Consider the following 26,859-nt stretch of genomic DNA (forward strand, 5'->3'; position numbering starts at 1 on the left):
CCGTCCCAGGAACACGCCTACCGAGCCCGCGTTGAGCCTCAACGCGGGCTTCGTCTTGCGCCCGGCCTGCCGCCACGGGCCAGCCGGAGCTCCGCATCCACTTCTCTCAAGGGATGTTTCCATGAGCTCCGAGCAAGAACAGACCCTGCCGCCGCAGGTGCAGGACCAGCAGCCCGGTCGCGAGACCGAGATGAATCCGAGGCCCGACTACGAGCCCCGCTATCCCGGCAGCGGGCGCTTGCAGGGCAAGGTGGCGCTCGTCACCGGCGGCGACAGCGGCATCGGCCGCGCCGTCGCGGTTCTCTTCGCCCGCGAGGGAGCCGATCTCGCCATCATGTACCTGAACGAGAACGAGGATGCGCAGGAGACGAAGCGCCTCGTGGAGCGGGAAGGGCGCTCCTGCCTCACCATCGCCGGCGACGTGGGCGACCCCGGCTTCTGCCACGCGGCGGTGGATCAGGTGATCCAGCGGTTCGGCAAGCTCGACGTGCTGGTCAACAATGCGGCCGAGCAGCATCCCAAGAAAGAGATCGGGGAGATCACGCCCGATCAGATCGACAGCACCTTCCGCACCAACATCTTCGGCTATTTCTACATGGTGCAGGCGGCGATGCCCCACCTCAAGAAAGGTGCTGCGATCATCAACACCACCTCGGTGACCGCGTATCGCGGCAGCTCGGATCTGCTCGACTACAGCGCCACGAAGGGAGCGATCGTCGCGTTCACCCGCTCCCTGGCGCAGAAGCTCGCGGGCGAGGGCATCCGCGTCAACGGCGTGGCGCCGGGCCCGATCTGGACGCCGCTGATCCCATCCACCTTCCCCGCCGAGAAGGTGAAGCAGTTCGGGGCGAACACGCCCATGAAGCGTCCCGGGCAGCCGAACGAGGTGGCGCCGTCCTTTCTCTTCCTGGCCTGCGAGGATTCGTCCTACATCACCGGCTCGGTCCTGCATCCGAACGGCGGCGACCCGACGGAGGCCTGACGACGAAAAGGGCAGCTCTCAGGAGCCGCCCTGTTCTTTCACGTCTGCGATCGGGGCTCAGCGCCTGCGGCGCACCCGGACCGGCACGAGGCGCTGTTCCGGAACACTGAAGGCGAAGAAGAGCATGACGGCCGCCAGTGACCCGCCGATCATGAAAAGTACTTCTGCAATTTCAGCCTGAGAGGCCGCGCCGGTAATCGCCGAAAGCGTAGTCAAAACAGCAAAGATCCAAAATGCACGAAGGGCAACCGAACGAGTCATCGACCATCTCTCCCAAGTGTTCAGAAAAACGTGCGGGCGTGGGGCAGGTTCCATGCGAATAAAAGCCTGCAGCAATACTTTTGAACAGGCGATGAACACAGTGAATGGTGCCCGGTGAAGCGGAACCATACAGTCGCGCTTGGCGTTGTCGGAGCATCATCGGCTCATCGCCGAGAGTAAAATCAGCGAGGTAACACCATGCTCGGTTGGGCAGTCACTTTTCTCATCATCGCCCTGGTCGCCGCTCTGTTCGGCTTCGGCGGCATCGCCGGCACCGCCGTCGAGATCGCGAAGCTGATCTTCTTCGTTGCGATCGTTCTGTTCGCCATCTCCGCCGTCATCGGCCTGCTGCGTGGACGGACCCCCATGTGATGCGTCCTGGCGATGCGGCTTGGCATCGAATCGAAACGCCGCCCTCACAGGGCGGCGTTTTCGTTTGCGGTGCTGCCGGGGAGGGAGGGCCTGTAGCCTCAGCCCTGGATGGCCGCGCGGGTCATGCTGTCCGGGCCCAGATCCTCGATGTCGTCCACGTTCAGCAGGGATGCGAGCCGCAGGCGCGCCCGGTTGACCCGGCTCTTGATGGTTCCCACGGCGCAGCCGCAGATATGGGCCGCCTCCTCATAGGAGAATCCGGAGGCTCCCACCAGAAGCAGCGCCTCGCGCTGGTCGCTGGGCAGTTTGGCGAGGGCGCTGCGGAAATCCTCGAAGTCGAGATGCGAGCCCTGCTCGGGATGGACCCTCAAGCGCCCGGCATAGGATCCGTCCGGATCCTCGATCTCCCGGCGCCGCTTGCGGTACTCCGAGTGGAAGAGGTTGCGCAGGATGGTAAAAAGCCAGGCATTCAGATTGGTGCCTGGCTCGAAGCGATGAAGATTGGAGAGGGCTCTCAGCAGCGTGTCCTGGACGAGATCGTCAGCCCGGTCGACCTGCCCCGAGAGTGAGATCGCAAAGGCCCGAAGGCTTGGGACTGCCGCGAGAATGGCCTCCCTTAACTCCGCCTCCGGGGCTGGGCTCATTGAGCCCCTCCCTTGCCCCCATTGCCTTTGTCGAGCTGATCGAGCAGCTCCCTGAAGCGGTCCGGGACGGGCTGCTGCATGAGCTCGTCGTACATGGCCCGGAGCTGGTCTCCAATGCGTTTCTGGCTGGTGCTGTCGAGTTTTGGATCGGTTGCAAGCTTGCTGCTCGAGGGTCTGTCCAAAGAGAGACGAGCGAGCTTGTTCCCCTTATCAACCGTCATCTGAGTCCCCTTGCCATCCCTTATTTTCCGCGGGATAGCCAACCTTGGCAGTATCCGTATAATCGTTTTCGAGCAATAACGCTTGTTGCTGCGCTCGGTTCCCGCACGTGGAACTTTTGCAGCTTTGCCGCGTTGAGTGGATCATCGGTACAACAGGTCAAAAGCACAGTTAAGGGGAAGCGAATGTCGACAGCGCAGCTTGTCGTCCAGCATTTACCATATCTTCGCCGCTACGCACGCGCTCTGACAGGCAGCCAGATGGCTGGAGACGCCTATGTGGCCGCAACCCTTGAGACTCTCGTCAGCGAGCCCGAAACCATCGGCCCCTCCGGCAATGTGAAAGTGGAGCTCTTCAAGGTCTTCACGCGTATCTGGAACTCGCTTTCCGTGAATGGCCGCAGCGAGCAGATCCAGCGCGATCTGCCGGCCGAGGTGCGCCTCGGGCAGATCACCCCGCTTCCCCGCCAGGCTTTCCTTCTCTCCTGCCTCGAGGGCTTCGCGGAGGAGGAGGTCGGCCAGATTCTCGACGTCGACACGAGGACCGTTCGCGATCTCGTCGACGAGGCCGGCCGCGAGCTGGCGGCCGACATGGCCACCGACATCCTCATCATCGAGGACGAGCCCCTCATCGCCATGGACCTGGAGGCCCTCGTGGAAGGCCTCGGCCACAACGTGACCGGCGTCGCCCGCACGCGGACCGAGGCCGTGAAGCTTGCCTCGACCAAGCAGCCCGGCCTGATTCTCGCCGACATCCAGCTCGCCGACGGCAGCTCGGGCCTCGATGCGGTCAACGACCTGCTCAAGTCCTTCGAGGTGCCGGTGATCTTCATCACGGCCTATCCCGAGCGCTTCCTCACGGGCGAGCGTCCGGAGCCGGCCTTCCTGATCGCCAAGCCGTTCCAGCCGGCGAACGTCTCGGCGGTGATCAGCCAGGCCCTGTTCTTCCAGCAGAGCGCCCGCCGCCGCGAGGCCCGCGCCGCGACGGCCTGAACCTCCGTCAGGAAAACTTCTGATAGTAATCGCCCGGCCTCATGGCCGGGCTTTTCTTTTGCTCCGATGTATTGGGCGCAAAAAAAGACGGGCTCTGAAGCCCGTCTAAGGTGCCGGCCAATGCACAAGGGGAATGCGGGGAGGACCAGGAGGCCGGTGCTTTAAGAACGCCATATGGAAATTAAAGGTTCCCGGCTTTTTATGTCTCTTTTTATTCATTGCTCTTACGGCAGCTATCAGGAACATCAAAGTTACGGTTGCGTTGTTTTTGCAAATTGCTGAGGTGGGATAGCAGGAGAGAGAGGGATGTTCCGGACGCCTGTGGCACTCGTTGGACTGGCAGGGGTGTTCTTTGTTGCCGGGGGCTTCGTTCCCGCCCTATCCACCCTGGTTCTTCAAGGGCAGCCGGATCTCCTGGCGGGGGCGGCGCGCTCGGAGGTGATGTCCGCTTCGACGAAGGGGGACCGCATGGCGGTTCCCGCTCCCTCGGCTCAGCCCTCCACGGTCTCGATCGTCGAGCTGGTGGGCATCTCCCAGGCCACCGTCATCCTGCGCGACCGGGACGGGCGCGTGCTCTACAGGTCGGATCCGCGCTCCGGCGTGACGACCCTGGCCCGCGACACGGATCTTCCCGTCGTGACCCTCAAGGAGGAGATGCAGGCTCCCGTGGCCCAGCATCCGGTGAGCCGCCGCGAGGGTAGCGAGACGCCCCGCGAGAAGCCGCAGAAGAACCGCAACCCGATCGGATGCCTGGGCGACGTGAGCCCTCTGGCCAAGGCGAGCGGCGACCGCATGCCGAGCCTTTGCCTGGCGCTGCTGGAGCAGTCCCTCTCGTGAGGTTCTGCCCTCGATGCCCACGTGATGCATTCGACGGCCGGCGATCCCGCATTGCGCCCGCGGCCCAGATCGCGATGGTTCGGGAACCATCGGCGTTATTGACGGTTCCTAGTGTCAAAGTCTTGTTCAACGTCTGCTGCCGTTTGGGTGGCATGACGGTTTATTGCTCATAATAAGTACCAAGTATTTACATACGAGTTCTACATCATTGATGCCGGTAACATTGGCTTGAATAAGTCAATATTCGGAACGGTTGCTGACGCTGTGCGTTTAGCCCTCGCGCACTTAAGGCGCATAACGCGATTCAATATACCCTCAGGAGAAAATCCAATGCTGAAGAAGCATATGGCAGCTTGCCTCGTCGTGACGGCTTTCGCGGCTGCGCCCGCCTTTGCACAGACGCAGACCACCCCGTCTGCTCCGACCGATCGCCCGGCCGCCTCGGGCACCGGCACCACCACCTCCGGCTCCCCGGCCATGCAGCCCGGTTCGTCCGGCTCTTCGACGATGAGCCAGTCCTCGTCCAGCATGGGCCAGGGCGGGGCCATGCAGGGTCAGTTCATGACCAAGATGGAAACCAACCAGATGATGGCCTCGGACCTCATCGGCACCCGGGTGATCAGCGCCAACAACGAGTCGATCGGCGACATCAACGACGTCATCCTCGACCGCAACGGTCAGGTCATGGCGGCCGTGATCGGCGTCGGCGGCTTCCTCGGGATCGGCGAGAAGGACGTGGCCGTCCCGTTCCGGTCGCTGGAATTCATGAACGCCCAGCAGGTTCAGGCCATGAGCAGCAACGCCAGCGGCAACAATGCCGGCGGCAGCAACGTGGCCACCACGGGTTCGACCACGGCCGGCAACACGACCGCTACCGGCTCGGGCACTGCCGGCTCGAGCAACGTGACCGCGAGCAACACGAGCTCGTCGAGCAACCAGAACCAGCCCGAGCGTGTCATGCTCCGCATGACCAAGGCCGAGCTCCAGGCCGCTCCTGCCTTCAACGAGGACGGCGACAACAACAACCGCACGACCACGGGCACGACCACTGCTCCGAAGCAGTAATCGGCGGCTAAGGACGACATATGGCGGCGCCTGGGTTCCAGGCGCCGCTTTCTTTTCGCCGAGGCTAAGGAGAAGGGCGGGCAAAATAAAAGGCGCAGCCGTTGGGCTGCGCCTGAAAGGTGCCAGTCCAAGGGGGCATTCGGACCGGTTGCCTGAACAACGCGGTCTCGGCGCCTTGGTTCCCGCAGGGGAGAAGAAATTCTGCCCTCTGCTCCATGGGGCAAGAGTGCGAGGACGCTGGACTTGTTGCCGCACAAGGAACTGGGGCTTGGCGCATACGTTGCCGTTGGGAAACGAACGATGCGGAGGAAGCCATGACAGCGACGAATGAACTGGATGCCGTGCTTTGCCAGGAGGAGCTGCCTGACGAGTTCTGCCGGCTGACATCGAGTTCCCCCGCGCGGGACAAGCTGTCCGTTGCTTCCATGCTCAGCGGCATCATTCCGGTCGGCCACCAGGACGAGGTGACCTGTCCTCTCATGCTGAGGCGCCACCTTGTCGTTCCGGCCCTGCCTCATGTCCTGCCGACGGCCGTTGCTGCCTCCGGCGGGCGGTCGGGGGTCGAGGGATCCCATCTGCATGGCTGATGCCCAGCTGCCCCTGGCCGCCTCCAATCCGGTCGCGGTGCTGTTCCACCCCAGCATCGTGCCGGTGGTCGATGTCTTTCGTTGCCTGAACCGGCTGGAGGACCAGTACGACCTCTGCCTCCTCGACGGGCCCGAGCAGGCCCTGGCGGCTTATACCAGGCCGGAGGCGGCCAAGAGCATCATCTCGGATGCGCTGCTGCTGGCCTTTGCCCTGACCCGGCAGAGAGGGCGGCCTTTCGCCTATCGGCCGGTGGGGTCGCGGCATGCGAGCTTGGACGAGTACTGCCTCATCTCCCTCATCGGCTCGTCGCGAAACCCCGACTCCCCGGTCGTGCGCGAGGCTGCGCAGTGCCTCGAGATCGTATCCCTGGATTTCATGACGGCACTGGCGGGCGAACTCGTCCGGCACATCGACGGAGGAGACCTCCGCTTCGAGCCTCCGAGCCTTGCCGAATTCCATGCGATGATCGGCTGCGCCGTGCCGCAGGAGATTCCGATCGAGGCCCAGGCGAATCCGGTCGGATCCACCCTCAGGTTCTGACGGCGCTTTTCCGGCACCGGCGCAAAAGTAAAGGGGCCGCTGGGCGGCCCCTAAACCTATAGGTTAAAGCAAATTATTCCTGATTGCCGCGGGTATTGCCCGAGGCCTGACCGCCTTTGCGGCCAGCTTCGGACGCAAGCTCGCGATCCTGCGAGAAGGACCGCTTTTCGGCGGGAACGCTCTTGCCGCCCTTGCTGGCGATTTCACGCTGCCGGTCAGAGTCCATCGACGCGAAGCCACGCTTCGAGGTCGAACCACCTGGCGCCATTTCATGCCTCCTTATCAATGGTGTTCGTGCTTCTTCAACCGCTCGCGGAATCGATGGTTCCGATGATGAAGAGGGAACCTTTGCAAAAATTTTTATGGAAATATTCAGCCTTCACGAATTGTTACGCTCCTGCGAAGAGATCGACAGATCAAACGTGGCAATAATGGGGCTAATGGGAATAAGAACCAAAAGGGTACTTACCTCGATACAGAAGAAGAGCGGGGCTATATTTGCGAATAGGGAATTGCCCAAGGTATGTAGTTGAACCTCTGCCCCGCTGCGAAGGATTCCGTTGAAGAGGGCGCGGAACCAGGATGCGTCGGAACGGGGATGATTGCCTCGGCGCGCCGGTATAATAAGCACCCATGCGCTCTTTTCCGGAAGGGCGCAGATCGGAAGCCAGAAGGAACGAGGCGGGAATGACCTACGACGACAACAACGTGTTCGCGAAGATCCTGCGCGGCGAGCTGCCGTGCCACAAGGTGTACGAGACGGACCGCGTTCTCGCCTTCATGGACGTCATGCCCCGCGGCGACGGCCATGTGCTCGTCATCCCGAAGGCGAAGGCCCGCAATCTCCTCGACATCGAGCCCGACGATCTCGCCGAACTGGCGAAGGCGGTGCAGGTGGTCGGCAAGGCGGCCAAGGCCGCTCTCTCGGCCGATGGCCTGACGATCCAGCAGTTCAACGAAAGCGCAGGCGGGCAGGTGGTCTTCCACATCCACTTCCACGTGATCCCGCGCTTCGAGGGCGTGCCGCTCAAGCCCCATACGGGTCAGATGGAGAAGCCTGAAATCCTGGCGGACTTCGCTGGCCGGATCCGAGCCGCGCTGCCAGAGGCGTGACGGGGAGGAGGGGCGGGGCGAGCGCCCTGCCTTCTTCCTGACGATCAATCCGCCCAGTCGAGGGAACGGGTCACGGCCTTGTTCCAGACGGCGTTCAGCCTCTCGCGCCGCGTGGCCTCCATGGCCGGCGTCCAGCGCTTGTCGACGGCCCAGTTCCGCACCAGCTCGTCCGTCCCGCTCCAGAAGCCGGTTGCGAGGCCGGCGGCATAGGCGGCGCCGAGGGCCGTGGTTTCGATCACCTTCGGGCGCACCACGGGCACGTCCAGGATATCGGCCTGAAACTGCATCAGCAGCTCGTTGACCACCATCCCGCCGTCCGTGCGCAGCTCCCGCACGGCGATGCCGGTGTCCTTCGCCATGGCTTCGAGCACCTCGCGGGTCTGGAAGGCGGTGGCCTCCAGGGCGGCGCGGGCGATATGCGCCTTGGTGGCATAGCGGGTCAGGCCGCCGATGAGCCCGCGGGCATGGGAGTTCCAGTGGGGCGCATAGAGGCCCGAGAAGGCGGGCACGATGGTCACGCCGCCGTTGTCCTCCACGCTGCGGGCGAGAGCCTCCACGTCGGAGCTCTTCTCGATCATCCCGAGATTGTCGCGCAGCCACTGCACCAGGGCGCCGGCAATCGCGATGGAGCCTTCCAGCGCATACACGGTCTTGCCCTGCCCGAAACGGTAGCCGACCGTGGTGAGCAGGCCGCATTCCGAGACGTAAGGCGTCTCGCCGGTGTTCATGAGCATGAAGCAGCCGGTGCCGTAGGTGTTCTTGGCCTCGCCCTGCCGGAAGCAGGCCTGGCCCACGAGCGCCGCCTGCTGATCGCCGAGGATGCCGGCGATCGGAACGCCGGCCAGATTGCCGGTCGCTTCCCCATAGACTTCGCTGGACGAGCGGATCTGCGGCAGGCAGGCGCGCGGAATGTCGAAGAGGCTCAGGATCTCCCCGTCCCAGTCGAGGGTGCTCAGGTTCATGAGCTGCGTGCGGCTGGCATTGGTCACATCGGTGATGTGGCAGCCGCCATCGACGCCGCCGGTCAGGTTCCAGACCAGCCAGGTGTCGATATTGCCGAACAGCACATCGCCCGACGCCGCCTTCTCCCGCGCGCCGGGCACGTTGTCGAGGAGCCAGCGCAGCTTGAGCCCGGAGAAGTAGCTTGCCAGCGGCAGGCCCGTCTTGGCCCTCAGCCGGTCGTGGCCGCCGTCCTTCGCGAATTCCTCGACGATCGGGTCGACGCGGGTGTCCTGCCAGACGAGGGCATTGTGCAGGGGCTTGCCGGTGCGCCGGTCCCAGATCAGCGTGGTCTCGCGCTGGTTGGTGATGCCGATGGCGGCGAGATCGCGGGGCGACAGCCCTTTCTTGGCCAGGGCCTCCTGGATCACCGCCTGCGTGTTGCGCCAGATCTCGAGCGGGTCGTGCTCCACGTAGCCGGGCTTGGGGTAGATCTGCTCGTGCTCCCTCTGGCCGACCGAGACGATGCTCCCGGCCCTGTCGAACACGATGAAGCGCGAGCTGGTCGTGCCCTGGTCGATGGCGCCGACGTACTGAGCCATGTCCTTCCCCGAATCCTATTGCGCGGCGACGGAGGCCGCATTCTTCCTGGCCAAGTAGGCATCGATCTTGGCCGGAGCGTCAACCGGCACATGGAGCCCGAGCTTGGAGCGGCGCCAGAGGATGTCTTCGGCGCTGCGCGCCCATTCCCGGCGAGCCAGGTAGTCGACCTCGGCCGCCGTGAGGCCGGCGCCGAAATCCTCGCCGAGATCGGCCATGGATTGGGCCTGGCCCAGAAGCTCCTCCATGCGGGTGCCGTAGGAGCGGGCCAGGCGATGGGCGAGGTGTTCCGGCAGGAAGGGCCAGCGCTGGCGCACGGTAGCGAAGAAGCGGTCGAAATCCGCATCCGGCATGTCGCCGCCCGGCATCTTGGCCGTTTCGGTCCAGGCCGGCTTCATGGCCGGGAAGAAGGGCTTGAGCTCCTCCAGGGCATGCTCGGCGAGCTTGCGGAAGGTCGTGATCTTGCCGCCGAAGATCGACAGCACCGGCGCCTGCCCCTGCGGCGCGTCCATGTCGAACACGTAGTCGCGGGTCACGGCGGAGGCGTTGGAGGAACCGTCGTCGAAGAGGGGGCGCACGCCGGAATAGGTCCAGACCACCTCCGCCGGGGTCACCTGGCGCTTGAAGAAGTGGTTCACGACGTTGCAGAGATACTGGATCTCGTCGGGGCTGATCTCGACCTTCTTGTCCGGCACGGCTTCCACCGGAATGTCCGTGGTGCCGATGAGCGTGAACTTCTCCTGGTAGGGAATGGCGAAGACGATCCGCTTGTCCGTGTTCTGGAGGATGAAGGCTTCCTTGGTGTCGAAGAGCTTGGGCACCACGATGTGGCTGCCCTTCACCAGGCGCACGCTCTTGCGGGTGTTGAGGCCGAGCTTGGCGTTGAGCACGTCCGCCACGAAGGGCCCGCCCGCATTGACGATGACCTTGGCGCGCACCTCCTGGCTCTCGCCCGTCTCCACGTTCTGGAGGGTGGCGATCCAGGTCTGCCCGTCGCGGCGGGCGGAGGTGAGCTTGGTGCGCACCCGGATGTCGGCCCCCTTCTCGAAAGCATCCAGCGCGTTCAGCGCCACCATGCGGCTGTCCTCGACCCAGCAGTCGGAATAGACGAAGGCGGTGTCGAAGCCCGGCTTCAGGGCCTGGCCGGCGGGGTGCTTGGTGAGCTTGATGCCTTCCGTGCCCGGCAGCTTCTTGCGCGGGGCGAGATGGTCGTAGAGGAAGAGGCCGAGGCGCACGAACCAGGCCGGGCGGATGCCCTTCTCGTGGGGCAGGATGAAGCGCAGGGGCCAGATGATGTGGGGAGCCGATTCCAGCAGGCGCTCGCGCTCGAACAGGGCTTCGCGCACCAGGCGGAACTCGTAGTATTCGAGGTAGCGCAGGCCGCCGTGGATCAGCTTTGTGGAGGCGGAGGAGGTGTAGCCGGCCAGATCGCCCTGTTCGCAGAGCACGACGGAGAGGCCCCGGCCCACGGCGTCGCGCGCGATGCCCGCGCCGTTGATGCCGCCGCCCACAATCAGAAGATCAGTCACTGTCGTCACGGAACGCGTCTTTCCTTGAGCCCGGGCCGTCCCGGTGCCCTGCACATGGTTTCTTTAGCCGCCTAAGGCAAGCGATTTTTGGGCCCTGTTCAGGTCTCCTTGGCGAGCGCCAGGATTAGCACGAAAGCGACGAGCGAGCCCAGCGCCATCCCCAGGCAGGAGAAGAGCACCGCGTCGTAGCTGCCCCGCCAAGCCCACAGGGCGCCGAAGGCAAAGGGAGCGCCCGCCATGGCGATCCGGACCGGCATCGCGATCATGCCCTGGATGGCGCCGTAATCGTCGCGCCCGAACAGCTCCGGCGGGAGAAGCGCCCGCACGATGGTGATCATGCCGTTGGCCGCGCCGTAGAGGCCTGCAAATCCCAGGATCAGCCAGGATCCGGCCGGGATGAAGGGCAGCAGGAGGAAGGCGAGGGCGCTCAGCGCCATGGTGGCGACCCCGATCCCTCTCAGGCTCATGGCCCGCTCGCCGAAGCCGGTGAGGAAGCGCGCCGCCACCTGGGCCGGCCCGATCACCGCATAGGCGGCCACGGCCGCATCGAGGGTGAACCCCCGTTCCAGCATGATCGGGATCAGGTGCACGGGGATGCCCGTGGAGATGATGCCCTGCAGGATGTTGGTGGCGACGAAGAGCCAGAATACCGGGTTGGCGAGCACGCGGTGCAGATTCGAGGCCGGAAGCGTGGCCTTGTCCGCTGCCCTGTGCCTCGGCCGCTCCGGCGAGGCCGGGATGCTGAAGGCGTGCAGCACCGCGCAGATGCCCAGGTTCAGGGCCGCCATCGCCAGGATCGAGCCGCGCCAGCCATAGGCATCGATCACCACGTGGAGGAGGGGGATGAAGACCGTGCTGGCGAACCCCGCCACGAGGGTGATGATGGTGATGCCGCGCCGCGCCAACAGGCCGAGGTTGAGGGCGAGCACCGCAAAGCCGGCCTCGTAGAACACGGCGCTCGTGGCGGCTCCCATGCCGATCCAGATCAGCACGAAGCCGGGGTAGCTCTCCGTGAAGGCCCAGAGGACGAGGAGGAGGGCGGCCAGCACCGAGCCTCCGGTCATCACCCACCGCCCGTAGCCCCGGTCGATCAGCCGCCCGACGGGTACGGCGAAGAAGGCGGAGGAGACGAGGGCGAGCGAGAAGGCGGCGGTGAGCGCCGTTTTCGACCATCCGAGATCCCGCTCCATAGGCTCAATCAGGAGCGCGAAGGCATAGAACAGCGTCCCGTAGGAGATCAGATGCGTGATCGAAAGGGCCGAGACGACGCGCCAGGGCATGGGGCCGGAGGGTGACATTCTTGCTTTATGTCACTCCCTGAGGTTGACGGATAGGTTTTTAGCCCCCATATGCACAGCAGGCGACGGCGTCCGGTACACTGGACAGCTTGAGCGGGACTGCGTGACGGATATTCGCGATATGGCGAAGACCCCGGTTCCCTTCTTCAATCGCTCCATCATAAGACGGCCCCATCACGCGGGCTGTTTCCCTACAGAGCCCTGAAGCGCCTTTGCTTTTTCGAAGCCGAACCTGCTTTGCGGCTCACCGCATCCGTTCGAAAGATACACCTCCCTTGACACTCTTCACCGATTTCGGATTGGCCCAGCCGATCCTGAAGGCCCTGGCGGCCGAAGGCTATGAGAAGCCCACCCCGATCCAGGCCCAGACCATTCCCTATGCCATGGACGGCCGCGACGTGTGCGGCATCGCCCAGACCGGCACCGGCAAGACGGCCGCCTTCGCGCTGCCGATCCTGCACCGCCTGAACGCGAACCCGAAGCCGCGCAAGCCCAAGAGCCCCCGCGTGCTCGTGCTCAGCCCGACCCGGGAACTCGCCAGCCAGATCGCCGACAGCTTCAAGGCCTATGGCCGCAACCTGCGCCTCACCACGGATGTGGTGTTCGGCGGCGTCACCATCTCCCGCCAGGAGAAGGCGCTGGCCCAAGGCGTCGACGTGCTCGTCGCCACGCCCGGCCGCCTGATCGACCTCATCGACCGCAGGGCCCTGTCCTTGCGTGAGATCGAGATCCTCGTTCTCGACGAGGCCGACCAGATGCTCGATCTCGGCTTCATCCATGCGCTGAAGCGCATCGTGACCCTTCTGCCGAAGGAGCGCCAGAGCCTGTTCTTCTCGGCCACCATGCCGAAGACGATCTCGACCCTGGCCGAGGCCTTCCTGCGCAATCCGGCCCATGTGGCCGTCACCCCGGTGGCGACCACCGCCGAGCGCGTGGAGCAGAGCGTGATCTTCGTGCCGACGAACCGCAAGCAGGTGCTGCTCGAAACGCTCCTGCGCGATCCGTCGATCGAGCGCGTCCTCGTCTTCACCCGCACCAAGCACGGCGCGGACAAGGTGGTGCGCGGCCTCGACAAGGCAGGCATCGCAGGAGCGGCGATCCACGGCAACAAGTCCCAGCCGCAGCGTGAAAAGGCGCTTGCAGCCTTCCGCGCCGGCACGTGCCGGGTTCTGGTCGCCACCGACATCGCCGCGCGCGGCATCGACGTCGAGGGCGTGTCCCACGTCATCAACTACGACCTGCCGAACGTGCCGGAATCCTACGTTCACCGCATCGGCCGCACGGCCCGCGCGGGGGCGACGGGTCTCGCCATCTCGTTCTGCAACGACGAGGAAAAGGCGTACCTGAAGGACATCGAGAAGCTGACCCGGCTCAAGGTGCCGGTCATGCCGCTGCCCGAGGGCCTTCCTTCCGCTCCGGCGGCCGGCGAGGTTTCCGAGCGTCGTGAGCCGCAGCGGGGCCGCCCGGCTCCTCATGCGCGCGGCCACCAGGGCCACGGCCAGCCGCGCAGCGCCGATCCCAATGCGGACAAGGGGCCGAAGCGCCGCCGCGGCCGCGGCGGCAAGCCTGCCGGCAACGGTCAGCCCCAGGCTGGTCATGCGGCGGGCAACCAGCAGCGTCCCGCACAGGGGCAACGCCCCGCGCAGGGCCAGCGGTCGGCCCAAGGGCAGAAGCCTGCAGGCCAGGCGCAACGGCACTCCGGCGGCCGGAGCGACGGAGCCCAGGTGGCCTGGCTCGAAAAGAGCCCCCGCCGCCGGTAAGGCATAAGAACAAAAGAAGGCGCCTCCGGGCGCCTTTTTCTTTGCAGCTTATGGCATAGGATCTGCTGCATCACTCAGTTCGTGGAGATTCCACCTTATGGCCAAGCGCGCCGGAAGCGCCGATCTGTCGCTGCATTCCGGCCATGTGCCGAAATGGCTGGCGGACCGCATGACGCGGCTCGGCGGGGTGGTCAGCGAGGCGATCGTGCACCATTACGGGCGGGACGAGCTGCTGCGACGGCTCGCCCATCCCTTCTGGTTCCAGTCCTTCGGCGCAGTCATGGGGATGGACTGGCATTCCTCCGGCATCACCACCAGCGTGATCGGCGCCCTCAAGCGTGGGTTGACGCCGCTGTCGAAGGAGCTCGGCATCCACGTCTGCGGCGGACGCGGGAAGCACTCGCGGCAGACGCCGCACGAACTCGTCGCCATCGGTGAGCGTGTGGGCTTCGACGGCGCGGCCCTCGCGAAGGCAAGCCGCCTCGTGGCGAAGGTGGACAGCGCGGCGATCCAGGACGGGTTCGACCTCTATCTCCACGGCTTCATCGTCACCGACGACGGTAAATGGGCGGTCGTGCAGCAGGGCATGAATGACGGCCGCCGTCAGGCGCGCCGCTACCACTGGCTCTCGGAGGATCTCGACAGCTTCGTGGAGGAGCCGCACACGGCCATCGACGGCAAAGGACAGGGCACCATCGTCAACCTCACCGACCGGCGGGCCGCGGCCTCGCGCAGGGCGCAGATCGAGCTTCTGGACTCGCTCGGACCTGACGGCGTCGCCCGAAAGTTCCTGGCCCTCGAAGAGCGCCGGGCGGATCCGGCGCCGCAGCCCCTGCTGCCGCATCTGGTGATGCCCGAGCATCACGACGTTCGCTCGAAAGACGTGGTGCTGCGGCGGCTTCATGGAAGTCTTGCGGCGGCAGCCGATCGCGGCCCTGAGGATTTTCCCGATCTGCTGCTCACGCCCGGCGTGGGACCGCGCACGGTGGAGGCCCTCGCCATGGTGGCGGAGGTCGTGCACGGCACGCCGTGCCGCTTCAGCGATCCCGCGCGCTTCTCCTTCGCCCATGGCGGCAAGGACCGGCATCCCTATCCGGTGCCGGTGCGGGTCTATGACGAGACGATCCGCGTGCTGAAATCCGCCGTCCGGAAGGCGAAGCTCGGGCAGCAGGAGGAGCTTTTCGCCCTCAAGCGCCTCGACGATCAGGCCCGCGCCCTCGAACGCCATGCCACAGGCCCCGACGTGGAGGAGCATGTCAGGCGGGAGACGGCGAAGTCGCATGCCTATGGCGGCCGCTCGATCTTCGGAGACGAGCCGCCGCCTGGGGGCGCTTAGAGCCCTTTCAGGAAAAGTGGAAACCGGTTTTCCGCCCGAAATGGCGACAAACCGCTCTAGAGCATTTTTCGGCGAAGTGGATCCGGTTCGCCGTCAAAAATGCGGCACGCCAAGAAAAGAGATGATTCCATGCCAATGGAAACAGCTCTAGCGCTGCGCCTTCTGCAGCAGGCTCTTGTCGAGCATCACGTGGACGCCCTTGTTGCCGTTGACCACCTGCGTGATGCGCAGATCAGCCGCGAGGCTGCACAGGGCATAGGCCTCAGCCTTCGTGATGCCGGTGCGGGCGACGACGAGATCGATCATGCTTCGCAGGGCGATGACGACGCAATCGTCAAGATCCGGATCGAAGGCCATGGTCATGACATGCGTCGGCGTCTCGGCCATGGGCCAGGCGAGATGCATGTCCTCGCGCAGGTGCAGCTCGAAGGTGCCGATCAGCCCGGTCTCGATGGCGGTGACGCAGACCTCCCCGTCGCCCTGGACGCCGTGTCCGTCGCCGACGGAGAAGAGGGCGCCGTCCACGTGAATCGGCAGGTAGAGAATCGTGCCCGGCACCAGCTCCTTGTTGTCGAGATTGCCGCCGTTGCGGCGCGGCGGGAGCGTGCTCACGCTGCCCCAGGCGGCGGGCGGCGCGACGGCCATCACCCCGAAGAAGGGCTTTAGCGGCAGCTCCAGCCCCCAGGGCATGCGGCCTGTCATGCGCTCGCGGTCGAGCGGAATGTGCATGAGGTGCATCTCGTCGAAATCGTCGGGCAGCGCACCCTTTTGCGGCGCCACATAGGTGTAGCCCCAGTCATAGTGCAGCTGGATGTCCCGGATGCGGACCTCGAGCACCTGGCCTGCTTTCGCGCCCCGCAGAGCCACCGGGCCGGTGCAGATATGGCCCGGCAGCTTGGGGCGCTGCGCCGCATGCACGGCCGCGAGCGCCTCAGGGATCGCGAAGGGAGGCTTCGGCATCGCCTCCGGGCTGCCGGAGATGGTCGAGATCGTGACCGTGTCGCCTGAATCCACCGTGATGAGCGGGGGAATGCCCGCGTCGAAATAGCCCCAGTGAACGGTCTTGGGGGATGCATCAATCCGGTACTCGGCCACGGAACACCTCTGCCAACGTCATCGCAGCAGGATGTCTCGCATTCCCTTAGGCCGAGGACAACAGCTTTGATGCCTAGAGCATCTCTCGGCGAAGTGGACCCGGTTCGCCGTCAAAATTGCGGCAAGCCAAGACAAGAGCTGATTCCATGTCAATGGAAACAGCTCTAGTGATACGGATCCGCCGCGTCGCGCAGGCCGTCGCCCATGAAGTTGAAGGCGAGAACCACGATCACCACAGGCACCATCGGGAAGAGCAGCCACGGGTGAAGCTGCACGGCCGCGAGGTTCTGCGCCTCGTTGAGCAGCACGCCCCAGCTCGTCACGGGAGGGCGCAGGCCCAATCCGAGGAAGGAGAGGGCGGTCTCGCCGAGGATCATGGACGGGATCGAGAGCGTTGCCGAGGCGATCAGGTGGCTCATGAAGTTGGGGATCAGGTGGCGCGCGATGATGCGCTGCTTGGAGGCTCCCATCAGCTCCGCCGCCTTCACGAAATCCTCCTCGCGCAGCGAGAGCAGCTTCGAGCGCACGGCGCGGGCCAGCCCCGGCCAGTCGAGGAGGCCGAGAATGATCGTGATGCCGAAGAAGACGAGGATCGGGCTCCAGTTCGGCGGCAGCGCCGCCGAGAGCGCAAGCCACAGGGGCAGCTCCGGAAGCGAACGCAGGATCTCGATCATGCGCTGGATCACGTGATCGACCCAGCCGCCGAGATAGCCGGCCAGCCCGCCGAAGAAGAGCCCCAGCGCAAAGGACACGGCAATGCCGACGATGCCGATGGTGAGCGAGATCCGCGCGCCGTAGATGATGCGCGAGAGCAGGTCGCGCCCGAGCCTGTCGGTGCCGAGCAGAAACATCGTGCCGCCCTCCGGCGGGCAGAACAGGTGGAGGTCCGTCTGCCACATGCCCCAGAACTCGTAGGCATCGCCGCGGCAGAGGAACCGGATGGGCTGAGGCTTCGACGTGTCGAGGGTGTAGACGCGCCGGAAGTTCTCCAGGTCGAAGCTGTAGGTATAGGGATAGACGAAGGGACGCATGAGCCGCCCCTCGTGCATCAGGTGGATGCCCTGGGGCGGCGCATAGAGGAAATCGCCGTGCCGCTTCGTCTGGTTGTAGGGGGCGATCACCTCGACGAAGGGTACGAGGGCATAGAAGAACAGGAGCACGAAGGCCGCGGCGAGAGCCACCCTGTGCCGGCGAAACTTCCACCAGATCAGCTGCCAGGACGAGGCCCGGTAGAAGCTCTCGCTCCCGGTGCCCACCGGCTCGGTGGTGCCGGGATCGAAGGGGGCCGGATCGACGTAGTGGCGCTTGGCCGTGACGGCTGTGTTCATCGTCCGCCCCCCATCCGGATCCGCGGATCGAGCCAGGCGAGCAGCAGGTCGGAGATCAGCATGCCGACGACGGTGAGCACGGCCACGAACATGAGGATGAACCCGGCGAGGAACTGGTCCTGGCTCTTCAGGGCGTTCAGCAGGATCGGCCCGACCGTGGGAAGACTCAGGACCAGCGACACCAGCACCGAGCCCGACACGAGATGCGGCAGCAGGTTGCCGATATCGGCGATGAAGGGGTTGAGCGACATGCGGAAGGGATATTTCAGCAGCGCCTTGGTGGGTCCGAGGCCCTTCGCCTTCGCGGTGACGTAGTACTGCTTGCCGAGCTCGTCGAGGAGATTGGCGCGCATGCGCCGGATCATCGCCGCCGTGCCGCCGAGCCCGATCACGACGGTGGGCACCACGAGATGCGAGAGCAGCGACTGGATCTTGGGCCAGGTCCAGGGCTCGCCCGCATATTGCGCATCGTAGAGCCCGCCGATGGAGATGCCGAACCAGCGGTTCATGTAATAGAGCAGGATCAGCGCGAGCAGGAAGCTGGGCGTCGCAAGGCCGATATAGCCGATGAAGGTCGCGAAGTAATCGCCGATGGAATATTGCCGCGTGGCCGAGTAGATGGCGATCGGGATCGCGATCAGATGGATGAAGATCACCACCGCGAAGTTGACGAGAAGCGTCAGCCAGAGCGCGTCGCCCACCACCTCCACCACGGGCTTGTCGTATTCGAAGGACCAGCCCCAGTCGCCCTGCAGCAGGCCCGAGAAGCCGTTGGGCCCCGGCATCACCCCGAGCCAGACGAGGTATTGCTGCCACACCGGCCTGTCGAGCCCGTACTGCTTGATGAGGAACTCCGCCTTGGCGACGGAGGCGGATTCGCCCTGGGCGCGCAGCTCGGCGATCTGATTGGTCAGGAAGTCGCCCGGCGGCAGCTTGATGATGAAGAACACCAGCGCCGAAATGATCAGCAGGGTCACCGCCATGGTGACGATGCGACGCAACAGGAAGCGGATCATCGACGGGCCTCTTTGACGGCGGCTCTGTTCCAGTAGATCTCGTCGAGCCGGTAGATCCCGAGCATCGCCGTCGGCTCCCAGCTGTAGAGCGCCTTGGCGGGAAGGCCATGCAGGCCGTTCTTCACCACGATGGGCTGCAGGGCGCCGGCGACCGTGCCGATGGTCCATTGGTTCTCGGCATGGTTCTGCAGCATCTCGCGCCATGCCGCCCTTTGAACGTCGCGGTTGCCGGTGTTCATCCAGGTCTCGTAAGCCTTGAGGAGGCGTTCGGCCTCCGGAATGTCCACACGTTCGCCGTTCTTGCCTTTGGTCTCCACATACTGGCCCCATTTCGGCCAGGCGTAGTTGTCCTGGCGCATCGGCGCGAGTTCGGTCGGCGGCATGATGGCGGTCGGGATCGCATTGTCGAGGCCGGGCGCGGCCACCATCACGGTCAAGCCCGCATAGGAGCGATTGCGCAGCACCGTGCGGTCCTGCGGCTTCACGAAGAGGCGAACGCCGATCTCGCGCCAGAACTCGCCGATCAGGGTGAGGCCATCCACCACGAGGCTGCTCTCGCCGTCGGTCTCGACGATGATCTCCAATTCGCGTCCGTCGGGCAGCAGGCGGATGCCGGCGCCGTTGCGCTCCGTCAGCCCGATCTCGTCGAGCAGGCGCGAGGCTTCCGCCGGGTCGTAGGTGGCGTTGACGGTGCGCAGCTCGGGAGAGAAGAGGGGGCTTTCCGCCACCACGGTGTTGTTGCCTTCCGTGCCGAGGCCGAAGAGCAGGGCGTTGTTCAGCGTGCGGCGGTCGATGCCGAGCGACAGGGCGCGGCGGAACCGGATGTCCCGGTTGAGCCGGCGCCAGACCGGATCGACCGCATTGAGATTGGGGTAGAGCGCGAGCTCCGTGCCGCGCGCATAGGGCCAGAGCAGGGTGGTGTAGCCCTTCGCCTTCTCTCCTTCCTTGAGCACGGGAATGTCGCCCATGGACAGGCCGCGGAACAGGAGGTCCTCCTCGCCCGCATTGGCCTTGGCGGCGAAGAGGCCGCTCGCCGACACGTCCATGAGGATCCGGTCCACATAGGGCAGCTGCTGCCCCTGCGCATCGACGCGATGGTAATAGGGATTGCGCTCGAAGACGAAGCGGTTGGCAGGGGCCGCATTCGTCACGCGCCAGGGCATGAGGGTCGGCAGGGCCGGGTTGGTCTGCTCCTTCATGTCGTCCATGCGGTTGTGGAGCGCCGCCCAGGATTTCAGCTTCTGCTGCTTGGCCTTCTCCTCCAGCGCAGCCTTGTCGGCATACTTGGCATGGAACTGCTTGAGATAGGCCGAGGCGCGGTAGATCCCGGGATCGAGCGGGCCGGCGAGCTGCGGCAGGAAGCGGGGGTTCGGCTTGTCCCAGGTGTAGCGAACCGTGCGCTCGTTCAGAACCTCGAACCGCGGCGGCTTGCCGTCCACCAGCATGAATTCCGGAGGGCCGGCGGGGGAGAGATCCAGGTTCTGCGCCACGTCCTCCCAGTAGTAGCGGAAGTCCTCCGCGGTGAAGGGCGAGCCGTCGGACCAGCGGTGGCCCTCGCGCAGAGTGAAGGTGAAGATCCGGTCGTCCTCGTTCTCGAACTTTTCGAGGATGTCGGGCTGCAGGTTCAGGCTCCTGTCGTAGCCCACGAGGCGGGTATAGGTGTAGGTCGAGATGTAGCGGATGTCGCGCGGGCGCGGCACCAGGGTCACGATCTCCCCGCCGTACTGGCCCGAGGTGTTGACCACGATGGGCGTTTTCGGAAGCCGCTCGGCGATGGGCGGCAGCTTCTTGTCCTTCGGCAGGTTCCCGAAGAAGGGCGGCTCCTTGTAGTCCTGCCCCCAGGCCGGCGGCGCCAGGAGCGCAGCGGCAAGGGCCAATGCGGAGGAGAGGTTTCGGATCGTGTGCGTCATCACGCAGCCTCCCGCGCTGCCGGCGATCCCAGTCGGACCTTGTGGCCGGGCTCGATTTCCTTCATGGCCCCGTACCCGCCGGGCTCGATGCGGAAAGGCTCCGGCCATTCGGAGGGATGCGAGAAGCGGCCGGCCCGCAGCTTGGCGAAGTCGAGCGGCCGGTCGATGTCCGGGTCCGGAACCGCGGCAAGAAGCGCCTGGGTGTAGGGATGGACCGGGTTGCGGAAGAGGGACGATTTCGGCGCCTCCTCGACGATGTAGCCCCGGCACATCACCGCGATGGTGTCGGCGATGTAATCCACCACGGCGAGGTTGTGCGACACGAAGAGATAGGACAGGCCGAGCGCCGCCTGCAGGTCCTTGAGCAGGTTGAGCACCTGCGCCTGCACCGACACGTCGAGGGCGGAAACCGGCTCGTCGCAGAGCAGCACCCGGGGCTCGAGGGCGAGGGCGCGGGCGATGCCGAGGCGCTGGCGCTGGCCGCCGGAGAAGGAGTGCGGATAGCGGCGCAGCGAACGCTGGTCGAGGCCGACCATGTCGAGCAGCTGCTTTGCGCGCTCGTAGCGCTCGTCCGACGTGCCGATGTCGTGGATGCGCAGGGGCTCGGTGAGGATCTCGTACACCGTCATCCGCGGGTTGAGCGACGAGAACGGATCCTGGAAGATGAACTGCACGGACCGCCGGTAGGCGGTGAGCGCATCGCCGTCCAGCTCGTGCACGTTCCTGGGGCCGGTGCCGTCGTCGAACAGCACCCGGCCGGAATCGGGCGTGATCGCCCGCATGATCATCTTCGACACGGTGGTCTTGCCGCAGCCGGACTCGCCCACGAGCCCCAGCGTCCGGCCCGCGGGAAGCGCGAGGTCGACCTCGCTGACGGCGCGGATCTGCTGCGTGCGGCCCGAGAACCAGCCGGAGCGCAGCGTGAAGCACTTGGTGAGGCGCTCGGCCTTCAGGATCGGGCCTGCCGGCTGGGGGCGCGCCGGCGCGCCGGCGGAGGCAAGGCTCGCGCTTCCGACCTCGCGGATCGGGGTCAGCCGCTCGTTCTCCGCCATGGCGAAGCGGGGGACGGCGCGCATCAGCGCCTGGAGGTAGGGATGCTGGGCGTTGCGGAAGATCTCCTCGCGGGAGCCCGCTTCCATGACCCGCCCGCGATACATGACCACCACCTCGTCGGCCACGTTCGCCACGACGCCGAGATCGTGGGTGATGAGCAGCACCGACATGCCCGTCTCGGCCTGGAGTTCCTTGATGAGGTCGAGGATCTGCGCCTGCGTGGTCACGTCGAGGGCCGTCGTCGGCTCGTCGGCGATCAGGAGCGCAGGGCGGGTGATGAGCGCCATGGCGATCATGGCGCGCTGGCGCAGGCCGCCGGACAGCTCGAACGGGTAGGTCCGCAGGGCGCGCTTCGGGTCGGGAAAGCCGACCCGGGCGAGCACCTCCATGGTCCGCCGGTTGGCCTTTTCCTGATCCACCCTGGCGTGGATCATCAGGGCCTCGGAAATCTGGTCGCCGATGGTGTGGAGCGGCGACAGGGACGTCATCGGCTCCTGGAAGATCATCGCGATGCGCCCGCCGCGCAGTCCGTGCATCGCATCGCTCTCCGGCTTCAGCGCCGCGATGTCGACGCTCTGCCCGCCCGAGGGATCGTTGAAGAGGATGGAGCCGCCCGCGATCCGGGCCTTGTTCGAGAGGATCTGGAGAATGGCCTGGGCCGTCACCGACTTGCCCGATCCGGATTCGCCGACGAGCGCCACGGTCCTGCCCTTCGGAATGTCGAAGGTGAGGCCGTCCACCGCGCGGAAGTCTCCGGCATCGGTGCTGAAATCCACCGTCAGCTGGCGAACCGACAGGAGTGGCGCTTCCATATGCTCCTCCAGACCTATGAGCATAACGCATCAGATCTCATTAGATCGCAATTGCAATCTTGTTTCCATTCCAAAGCACGCATCCGGCGGCAGGAAGCGGATGTTTCTGGCGGCCAGGTGAGCGATAAGCTTTTCGCATAACCACCAGATGACCTCGTCGTGGACGAGATGGTGAGTCAGGAAGCCGATGGGCTCATCCCTGTCCGCCGTGGCCGCGATCCGCCGCTCGACGGCCCGGGCGAGGCTCGCCACGATCCGCTCGGGCTCGGCGAGGCTGCGGGTCCCATGCCAGTCGATGGGGTCGACGTGGGTGTTGACCTGGACGAGCCCTTCCGCAGGGCGGGCCCTTGTTCGGTCGGTGAAGGTGGACAGGCCGGCAAAGCCCAGGCGCGGCAGGACGGGCACGAGTTCCTTCGCAATCCTGTTCCAGGGCGGCACGAAGACGGGCAGGAGCCGGGCGCCGAGGCTCGCGCGGGCCGCCTGCAGGGAGCGCTCCGCTTCCGCGGCCATGATCGCCACATCCCGGTGAGACCCGAACTCGGCCTTCTTCTCGCCTTCGGGGGCATGATTGGCATGGCTCCAGCCATGCACCAGGGCGAAGGCTCCTTCCTCCTCGGCCAGGCGGGCGGCCAGCGAGGGCCGGATCGTCGCCGGGATGGCGGCGAGGCCGATCCCGGCCTCGTAGCGGCGGGCGAGCCGCAGAAGCCGGTCGAGCTGGGGCGTTTCGGCTGCCGCATCGTCGTCGCGCCACCAGAAGCCGAGGGAGAAGCCCCGATCCCCGGCTCGTTCCAGAGCCTCGTCGAGGGGGCGCCAGTCGATGGATCGATGCAGGGCGGGCCCAGGGCGCACCAGACCGGCCGCGAGCGCGACGCTTTGCCGAACGCCGTCGGTGGGGATGGACAGAGAGGGGGGCGGGGGCTGCCCCAGCCGCTGGCGGATCGCCTCCGCGAGACGCTCCGGCGAAAGCTCGTCCTCGGGGACGATCTCCGCAAAGCCCCGCGCCTTCAGCCGCTCGGCGCGAAGGCGCTGCTCCGTCTCCTGTCCGGCCTCGAAGGGGACGAGAATGGCCCTTGCGCCGCAGCGCAGCAGGTCCACCGCCGTGTTGTAGCCGGCCTGGCTGACCGACAGCTCGGCCCCTGCGAGCAGATGCCGGAAGTCGGGCCGGGCCCGCTCCACGATGACATGGGACGGGGCGGTGGCCTGCAGGGTCGCGAACTCCGCTTCCGCGACCCCGCGCCCGACGAGAACGTGCCAGGGCCGGTCGATCACGATCCGCGATGCCTCGATGGCCGCGCGGTAGAGGGGCAGGCTTGCCGCGCTCGACCCGCCCGACACCACGATCCCGCGCCGCTCGGCCGCCGGCACGGACTCCTCGCTCTCGTCCACATAGCCGGTGTAGCGGATGAGCGGTGCGATCCGCTCGTTCACCGGCCACGACGCCTCGAGCGGGAGGAACCCGGGATCCCCGTGCACGAGAACGGCGTCGTAGTCGCGCAGCAGGCGCGCATGCGTCTCCTCGATCCGCTCGGGCTTGGAGGAGGCCACGAGGATGTCGCGGATCGAGCACAGCACGAGCGGATGCGGGGACAGGCCCCGAGCCGCTTCGAGCAGGGCGTCGAACTCGGCGGCCAGAACGCGGCGGCCGAACGGAAAGAGCTCGGTGATGAGGATGTCGGGGCGCGTGGACCTCAGGGTGTCGAGCAGCAGGTCTCTGCGCCGGGCGAGATAAGCGTCGTCGACGGGGGCGAGATTTTCGTCGAGCAGGGTCCTGAAGTCCGTGCCTGCCGTGCGCACGGGCGGCAGCTGGACGACGCGGGCGCCGTCGAGATCGTTCAGGCGGGCAGGAGTTCCGCCCGACACGAGGGTGGTCGCGTGGCCCGCACGGGCGAAGCCGCGGGCGAGGGCGGCCGCCCGCGTCAGGTGGCCTGCTCCGAGAAGGTGGGTGACGGCGATGAGAACGCGCAGACTCATGGGAGCAACCTAGCGCGTGAGCGGGTCGAGCGCATGGCGCAGGCGGAGGGCGGCGCTCTCGAGATCGCGCTCCTGCCTGACGAAGTCGCAGGCATGCAGGCCGAGGCTCAGCAGCCGCTTCCGGTCGCGCAGCAGCCCGGCCACGGCATCGGAGAATGCGGCGGCGTCGCCGGGTGTCGTCAGCCATCCCGTTTCGCCGTGCCGCACCACGCTCGCCACGCCGCCATAGGCGCCCGCAACCACCGGGCAGCCCATGGCCTGGGCCTCCAGCAGCACCATGCCGTAGGCTTCGTTGACCGCGGGCCACACGAAGAGGTCGGCGGACCCGTAGAGCGCCCGGAGGCCGGCGCTGTCCATCTGCCCGTGGAAGCGCACGCGATGGGCATGGGCCGCGAAGAGGCTTGCCACCTCCGCGCGGGCTTCGCCATCGCCGACGATGTCGAGGGTCCAGGGCAGATGGGCGATGGCATCGAGAGCGGCGGCGAGGATGCGGTAGGAGGCGAGCTTGTCGCCGGGGCGCATCATCGCCACCGTGAGAAGCCGCGCTTCGCTCGCACGGGAAGGGATTGCCTCAGGCGCGGGCCAGTCCTCCAGATCCAGGAAGGGCGGCAGGTCGATGAGCGCCTGCCGGTCCGGGCGGGCCGCTTCGAGGGCCTCCCGGTCGTGGCGCGTCATGACGAAAACCGCGTCGGCCCGGTCGAGGGCGGCCTCCGCTCCCTCGTGCCCGAGCGCCCACGGCCCTCCCGCGCGCTTTGCCGCCCGGGACCCTTCCGCGACGGCGTAGGGGATGCCGAGCGCTTCGGCGACCCGGGGCCCGATCCAGTCCGGCGCCTTGTAGTAGACATGGTAGGTGAACCACAGGCGGGGGCGGCTGCTCTCCGGCAGCGCCCGGTAATGCGCGATGAGGCGCGAGGCCTCGTCTTCGGCCGTCTGCCGGATCGCCTCCTGGCGCTGCCGGTCGCCGGCCTTGTCGAGGCTGCGCAGCTCGCTGGCGAGCTCGGGCCGGAAGCCTGCGCGGTCGAGGGCTTTCATCAGCAGGCGCGCCATGGTGCGGTCGCCCGAGGGCAGGGGATGGTTCGGGCTTTTCAGGGGGGCGTAGAACGCAACGGGCCGCGCGGTGCTCACACCCGCTCCGGCTCTCTGGCAGGGCTGTCGATCGCGGCGCGCAGGCGCGCCTCCAGAATGTCGATGCCGCCTTCCATGGAAAAGTCGCGGCGCAGGCGCGCGAAGGCGGCGGAGCCGAGAGCTTTGCGCCTCTCCGGGTCGCGGACCAGCATGTTGAGGGCGTTGGACAACGCCTCCCAGTCGCCCGGCGGGACGAGATGCCCCTCCACGTCGCTGCGGATGAATTCCGGGATGCCGGCGAAATCGGTTGCGATGATGGCAAGCCCCTGGCTCGCGGCTTCCATGATCACGTTCGGCAGCCCGTCCCGGTCGCCCGATTTCGCCTCCTTCGACGGCAGGACGAAGAGGTCCGCTTCGCGCAGGAGGGCGATGATGTCGGGCTGCGCCTTGGAGCCGAGGAAGGCCACCCGGTCGGCGATGCCGGCATCCTTGGCCTGGGCCTTGAGGGCATTCAGCAGCTCGCCGCTGCCCACATGGGCGAAGCGCCAGTGCAGGTCCTGCGGCAGGGCGGCGAGAGCCCGGATGAGATCGCCGTATCCCTTCTTCGCCACCGCGCGCCCGACGGAAACGATCCGCACCGGATCGAGCGGATCGGAGCCGTCCCGCAGGAGGCGGCTCTCGGGCGCTGCCGGGAAGCGGGAGAGGTCGAGCCCGTGATAGACGAGCGTGACCTGCTCGGGCCGCGACAGGGATTGGAGATGGGCGGCCCCTTGCGCCGTGCAGGTCACGCCCCACAGCGCCTCCGCCATCTTCTCGCGCTTCTCCCAGTCGGGCGTGGTCCAGATGTCCTTCGCATGGGCCGAGAAGGTCCAGCTGCGGCCTGTCAGGAGGGCGGCGTAGCGCACGACGGAGGCGGGCGTGTGCAGGTAATGGACGTGCAGGTGCCGAACCTCCGCGGGCATCTCGCGCGCCATGACGAAGGCCTGGCCGAGGCGGCGCACCCGGTTGGCCGAAAAATCGCGCTTCAGGTCGCGCCAGAAGGCCCGGATCGTCGCCGCAAAGCCCTTCTGCCTCAGGCTCCAGACCGCTCCCCGCAGCACCCGCAGGGGCTCCTCGTAGAGATATTCCGGCAGGTAGGCGACGGGCGCCTTGATCGCCTTGTGCATGGGATGCACCGCGCGCTCGGTCGGGTGGCGCAGGGACCAGATCTCGAGGTTCAGGCCGCGCTGTTCGAGGGCGAGGACCTCCTGCGCGATGAAGGTCTCGGACAGGCGCGGATAGCCTTTCACGACGACCGCGATGCGTCGGGCTGTCTTCGAAGGAAGCATTCGTCTTCTTACTCGGCGGCCTGATGGTAGGCAGGCGCGAACGGGGCCCTGGTCTCCACGAGAGCCTTAAGCCGCTCCTGCACCCGGTCAAGTCCGTCGAGGAGGCCTGGGATGACCACCTCCGACGGCTTGGGCTGCGAGGAGAGGCTGCGCAGGGCCGCGGCCATGCGCTCGGGCGTGCGCGGCTCCCGGTAGTCGCTCAGCAT

General features: G+C 66.2%; 25 protein-coding genes and 1 pseudogene. 10 read left to right on the forward strand and 16 right to left on the reverse strand.

Going from position 1 to position 26,859, the window contains the following annotated elements; translation table 11 throughout:
• The first annotated feature begins 121 nt into the window (after window positions 1-121).
• Window positions 122-982, forward strand: a complete 861-nt coding sequence (locus GR303_RS22085) for an SDR family oxidoreductase (protein ID WP_161726234.1) — start codon at window positions 122-124, stop codon at window positions 980-982.
• 57 nt (window positions 983-1,039) lie between these two features.
• Here the strand turns inward: GR303_RS22085 and GR303_RS24495 are convergent, their stop codons facing one another.
• Window positions 1,040-1,372, reverse strand: a complete 333-nt coding sequence (locus tag GR303_RS24495) for a hypothetical protein (RefSeq protein ID WP_210254036.1) — start codon at window positions 1,370-1,372, stop codon at window positions 1,040-1,042.
• 69 nt (window positions 1,373-1,441) lie between these two features.
• Between GR303_RS24495 and GR303_RS22095 the strand changes: the two genes are divergently transcribed.
• Window positions 1,442-1,615 carry a DUF1328 domain-containing protein gene (locus tag GR303_RS22095; RefSeq protein WP_099508668.1) on the forward strand — a complete coding sequence of 58 codons (174 nt, stop codon included), beginning with the start codon at window positions 1,442-1,444 and terminating at the stop codon, window positions 1,613-1,615.
• Window positions 1,616-1,713: 98 nt separating this feature from the next.
• Here GR303_RS22095 and GR303_RS22100 read toward each other — a convergent pair whose 3' ends face one another.
• Window positions 1,714-2,259, reverse strand: coding sequence for a sigma-70 family RNA polymerase sigma factor (locus GR303_RS22100; RefSeq protein WP_161726237.1), 546 nt, complete (start codon window positions 2,257-2,259; stop codon window positions 1,714-1,716).
• A complete protein-coding gene (locus tag GR303_RS22105) occupies window positions 2,256-2,480 on the reverse strand; it encodes a NepR family anti-sigma factor (RefSeq protein WP_161726239.1) in 225 nt (74 codons plus the stop codon). The genes GR303_RS22100 and GR303_RS22105 overlap by 4 nt, the downstream gene beginning before the upstream one ends.
• A gap of 183 nt (window positions 2,481-2,663) precedes the next feature.
• On the opposite strand from GR303_RS22105, the gene GR303_RS22110 reads away from it, so the two are divergent.
• The 5 genes from GR303_RS22110 to GR303_RS22130 all read left to right on the forward strand — a co-directional run bounded on the left by GR303_RS22110 (window position 2,664) and on the right by GR303_RS22130 (window position 6,500).
• Complete coding sequence (locus tag GR303_RS22110; RefSeq protein ID WP_161726241.1) at window positions 2,664-3,470, forward strand: response regulator; 807 nt, start codon at window positions 2,664-2,666, stop codon at window positions 3,468-3,470.
• A gap of 306 nt (window positions 3,471-3,776) precedes the next feature.
• Window positions 3,777-4,307, forward strand: coding sequence for a hypothetical protein (locus GR303_RS22115; protein ID WP_161726243.1), 531 nt, complete (start codon window positions 3,777-3,779; stop codon window positions 4,305-4,307).
• Between the two features lie 330 nt (window positions 4,308-4,637).
• Complete coding sequence (locus tag GR303_RS22120) at window positions 4,638-5,372, forward strand: PRC-barrel domain-containing protein (RefSeq protein ID WP_161726244.1); 735 nt, start codon at window positions 4,638-4,640, stop codon at window positions 5,370-5,372.
• 314 nt (window positions 5,373-5,686) lie between these two features.
• Window positions 5,687-5,959 carry a hypothetical protein gene (locus tag GR303_RS22125; protein WP_161726246.1) on the forward strand — a complete coding sequence of 91 codons (273 nt, stop codon included), beginning with the start codon at window positions 5,687-5,689 and terminating at the stop codon, window positions 5,957-5,959.
• Window positions 5,952-6,500: a hypothetical protein gene (locus tag GR303_RS22130; protein WP_161726248.1), complete on the forward strand. Its 549-nt coding sequence runs from the start codon at window positions 5,952-5,954 to the stop codon at window positions 6,498-6,500. Before GR303_RS22125 ends, GR303_RS22130 begins: the two co-directional genes overlap by 8 nt.
• Before the next feature lie 73 nt (window positions 6,501-6,573).
• Here the strand turns inward: GR303_RS22130 and GR303_RS22135 are convergent, their stop codons facing one another.
• Window positions 6,574-6,768, reverse strand: coding sequence for a con-10 family general stress protein (locus GR303_RS22135; protein ID WP_161726250.1), 195 nt, complete (start codon window positions 6,766-6,768; stop codon window positions 6,574-6,576).
• Between the two features lie 419 nt (window positions 6,769-7,187).
• On the opposite strand from GR303_RS22135, the gene GR303_RS22140 reads away from it, so the two are divergent.
• The gene (locus GR303_RS22140) at window positions 7,188-7,613 is read left to right on the forward strand and encodes an HIT family protein (protein ID WP_161726252.1); all 426 of its coding nucleotides are present in this window, start codon (window positions 7,188-7,190) and stop codon (window positions 7,611-7,613) included.
• 44 nt (window positions 7,614-7,657) lie between these two features.
• On the opposite strand, the gene glpK is transcribed toward GR303_RS22140, so the two are convergent.
• From glpK to GR303_RS22155, 3 genes are all read right to left on the reverse strand, one after another.
• The gene (glpK, locus tag GR303_RS22145; protein WP_161726254.1) at window positions 7,658-9,154 is read right to left on the reverse strand and encodes a glycerol kinase GlpK; all 1,497 of its coding nucleotides are present in this window, start codon (window positions 9,152-9,154) and stop codon (window positions 7,658-7,660) included.
• 15 nt (window positions 9,155-9,169) lie between these two features.
• Window positions 9,170-10,690 (reverse strand): glycerol-3-phosphate dehydrogenase, encoded by a 1,521-nt coding sequence (locus tag GR303_RS22150; RefSeq protein ID WP_161726256.1) that lies wholly within the window; start codon window positions 10,688-10,690, stop codon window positions 9,170-9,172.
• 89 nt (window positions 10,691-10,779) lie between these two features.
• Window positions 10,780-11,979, reverse strand: a complete 1,200-nt coding sequence (locus GR303_RS22155) for an MFS transporter (RefSeq protein WP_161726258.1) — start codon at window positions 11,977-11,979, stop codon at window positions 10,780-10,782.
• A gap of 275 nt (window positions 11,980-12,254) precedes the next feature.
• Here GR303_RS22155 and GR303_RS22160 point away from each other — a divergent pair, with 275 nt between their 5' ends.
• Together GR303_RS22160 and GR303_RS22165 are read left to right on the forward strand one after the other, a co-directional pair.
• Window positions 12,255-13,739, forward strand: a complete 1,485-nt coding sequence (locus tag GR303_RS22160) for a DEAD/DEAH box helicase (protein ID WP_161726260.1) — start codon at window positions 12,255-12,257, stop codon at window positions 13,737-13,739.
• Between the two features lie 97 nt (window positions 13,740-13,836).
• A complete protein-coding gene (locus GR303_RS22165) occupies window positions 13,837-15,075 on the forward strand; it encodes a DUF763 domain-containing protein (RefSeq protein ID WP_161726262.1) in 1,239 nt (412 codons plus the stop codon).
• Window positions 15,076-15,222: 147 nt separating this feature from the next.
• On the opposite strand, the gene GR303_RS22170 is transcribed toward GR303_RS22165, so the two are convergent.
• The 9 genes and pseudogenes from GR303_RS22170 to GR303_RS22210 all read right to left on the reverse strand — a co-directional run.
• The gene (locus GR303_RS22170; RefSeq protein WP_161726264.1) at window positions 15,223-16,170 is read right to left on the reverse strand and encodes an acetamidase/formamidase family protein; all 948 of its coding nucleotides are present in this window, start codon (window positions 16,168-16,170) and stop codon (window positions 15,223-15,225) included.
• Between the two features lie 164 nt (window positions 16,171-16,334).
• Window positions 16,335-17,498, reverse strand: a complete 1,164-nt coding sequence (locus GR303_RS22175) for an ABC transporter permease (protein WP_161726266.1) — start codon at window positions 17,496-17,498, stop codon at window positions 16,335-16,337.
• The gene (locus GR303_RS22180; RefSeq protein WP_161726268.1) at window positions 17,495-18,514 is read right to left on the reverse strand and encodes an ABC transporter permease; all 1,020 of its coding nucleotides are present in this window, start codon (window positions 18,512-18,514) and stop codon (window positions 17,495-17,497) included. The genes GR303_RS22175 and GR303_RS22180 overlap by 4 nt, the downstream gene beginning before the upstream one ends.
• The gene (locus GR303_RS22185) at window positions 18,511-20,424 is read right to left on the reverse strand and encodes an ABC transporter substrate-binding protein (RefSeq protein WP_161726270.1); all 1,914 of its coding nucleotides are present in this window, start codon (window positions 20,422-20,424) and stop codon (window positions 18,511-18,513) included. Before GR303_RS22185 ends, GR303_RS22180 begins: the two co-directional genes overlap by 4 nt.
• Window positions 20,424-22,289 (reverse strand): ABC transporter ATP-binding protein, encoded by a 1,866-nt coding sequence (locus GR303_RS22190; RefSeq protein WP_161726272.1) that lies wholly within the window; start codon window positions 22,287-22,289, stop codon window positions 20,424-20,426. The genes GR303_RS22185 and GR303_RS22190 overlap by 1 nt, the downstream gene beginning before the upstream one ends.
• A 30-nt stretch (window positions 22,290-22,319) precedes the next feature.
• Window positions 22,320-24,260 (reverse strand): glycosyltransferase, encoded by a 1,941-nt coding sequence (locus GR303_RS22195; protein ID WP_161726274.1) that lies wholly within the window; start codon window positions 24,258-24,260, stop codon window positions 22,320-22,322.
• Between the two features lie 9 nt (window positions 24,261-24,269).
• Window positions 24,270-25,385 (reverse strand): glycosyltransferase family 4 protein, encoded by a 1,116-nt coding sequence (locus GR303_RS22200; RefSeq protein WP_343038495.1) that lies wholly within the window; start codon window positions 25,383-25,385, stop codon window positions 24,270-24,272.
• Window positions 25,382-26,653 carry a glycosyltransferase gene (locus tag GR303_RS22205; protein ID WP_161726276.1) on the reverse strand — a complete coding sequence of 424 codons (1,272 nt, stop codon included), beginning with the start codon at window positions 26,651-26,653 and terminating at the stop codon, window positions 25,382-25,384. Before GR303_RS22205 ends, GR303_RS22200 begins: the two co-directional genes overlap by 4 nt.
• An 8-nt stretch (window positions 26,654-26,661) precedes the next feature.
• Window positions 26,662-26,859, reverse strand: a pseudogene (locus GR303_RS22210) (nickel-dependent hydrogenase large subunit); the annotation flags it as partial.

The organism is Microvirga arsenatis (assembly GCF_009910705.1).
Lineage (GTDB): Bacteria > Pseudomonadota > Alphaproteobacteria > Rhizobiales > Beijerinckiaceae > Microvirga > Microvirga arsenatis.

Bases quoted from the DNA above. Each gene is read 5' to 3' on its own strand.
- glpK (WP_161726254.1), bottom strand. From the start codon at position 9,154: ATGGCTCAGTACGTCGGCGCCATCGACCAGGGCACGACCAGCTCGCGC.
- GR303_RS22115 (WP_161726243.1), top strand. From the start codon at position 3,777: ATGTTCCGGACGCCTGTGGCACTCGTTGGACTGGCAGGGGTGTTCTTT.
- GR303_RS22155 (WP_161726258.1), bottom strand. From the start codon at position 11,979: ATGTCACCCTCCGGCCCCATGCCCTGGCGCGTCGTCTCGGCCCTTTCG.
- GR303_RS22120 (WP_161726244.1), top strand. From the start codon at position 4,638: ATGCTGAAGAAGCATATGGCAGCTTGCCTCGTCGTGACGGCTTTCGCG.
- GR303_RS22125 (WP_161726246.1), top strand. From the start codon at position 5,687: ATGACAGCGACGAATGAACTGGATGCCGTGCTTTGCCAGGAGGAGCTG.
- GR303_RS22130 (WP_161726248.1), top strand. From the start codon at position 5,952: ATGGCTGATGCCCAGCTGCCCCTGGCCGCCTCCAATCCGGTCGCGGTG.
- GR303_RS22135 (WP_161726250.1), bottom strand. From the start codon at position 6,768: ATGGCGCCAGGTGGTTCGACCTCGAAGCGTGGCTTCGCGTCGATGGAC.
- GR303_RS22140 (WP_161726252.1), top strand. From the start codon at position 7,188: ATGACCTACGACGACAACAACGTGTTCGCGAAGATCCTGCGCGGCGAG.
- GR303_RS22185 (WP_161726270.1), bottom strand. From the start codon at position 20,424: ATGACGCACACGATCCGAAACCTCTCCTCCGCATTGGCCCTTGCCGCT.
- GR303_RS22165 (WP_161726262.1), top strand. From the start codon at position 13,837: ATGGCCAAGCGCGCCGGAAGCGCCGATCTGTCGCTGCATTCCGGCCAT.
- GR303_RS22085 (WP_161726234.1), top strand. From the start codon at position 122: ATGAGCTCCGAGCAAGAACAGACCCTGCCGCCGCAGGTGCAGGACCAG.
- GR303_RS24495 (WP_210254036.1), bottom strand. From the start codon at position 1,372: ATGGTTCCGCTTCACCGGGCACCATTCACTGTGTTCATCGCCTGTTCA.
- GR303_RS22095 (WP_099508668.1), top strand. From the start codon at position 1,442: ATGCTCGGTTGGGCAGTCACTTTTCTCATCATCGCCCTGGTCGCCGCT.
- GR303_RS22175 (WP_161726266.1), bottom strand. From the start codon at position 17,498: ATGAACACAGCCGTCACGGCCAAGCGCCACTACGTCGATCCGGCCCCC.
- GR303_RS22205 (WP_161726276.1), bottom strand. From the start codon at position 26,653: ATGCTTCCTTCGAAGACAGCCCGACGCATCGCGGTCGTCGTGAAAGGC.
- GR303_RS22190 (WP_161726272.1), bottom strand. From the start codon at position 22,289: ATGGAAGCGCCACTCCTGTCGGTTCGCCAGCTGACGGTGGATTTCAGC.
- GR303_RS22110 (WP_161726241.1), top strand. From the start codon at position 2,664: ATGTCGACAGCGCAGCTTGTCGTCCAGCATTTACCATATCTTCGCCGC.
- GR303_RS22100 (WP_161726237.1), bottom strand. From the start codon at position 2,259: ATGAGCCCAGCCCCGGAGGCGGAGTTAAGGGAGGCCATTCTCGCGGCA.
- GR303_RS22105 (WP_161726239.1), bottom strand. From the start codon at position 2,480: ATGACGGTTGATAAGGGGAACAAGCTCGCTCGTCTCTCTTTGGACAGA.
- GR303_RS22180 (WP_161726268.1), bottom strand. From the start codon at position 18,514: ATGATCCGCTTCCTGTTGCGTCGCATCGTCACCATGGCGGTGACCCTG.
- GR303_RS22195 (WP_161726274.1), bottom strand. From the start codon at position 24,260: ATGAGTCTGCGCGTTCTCATCGCCGTCACCCACCTTCTCGGAGCAGGC.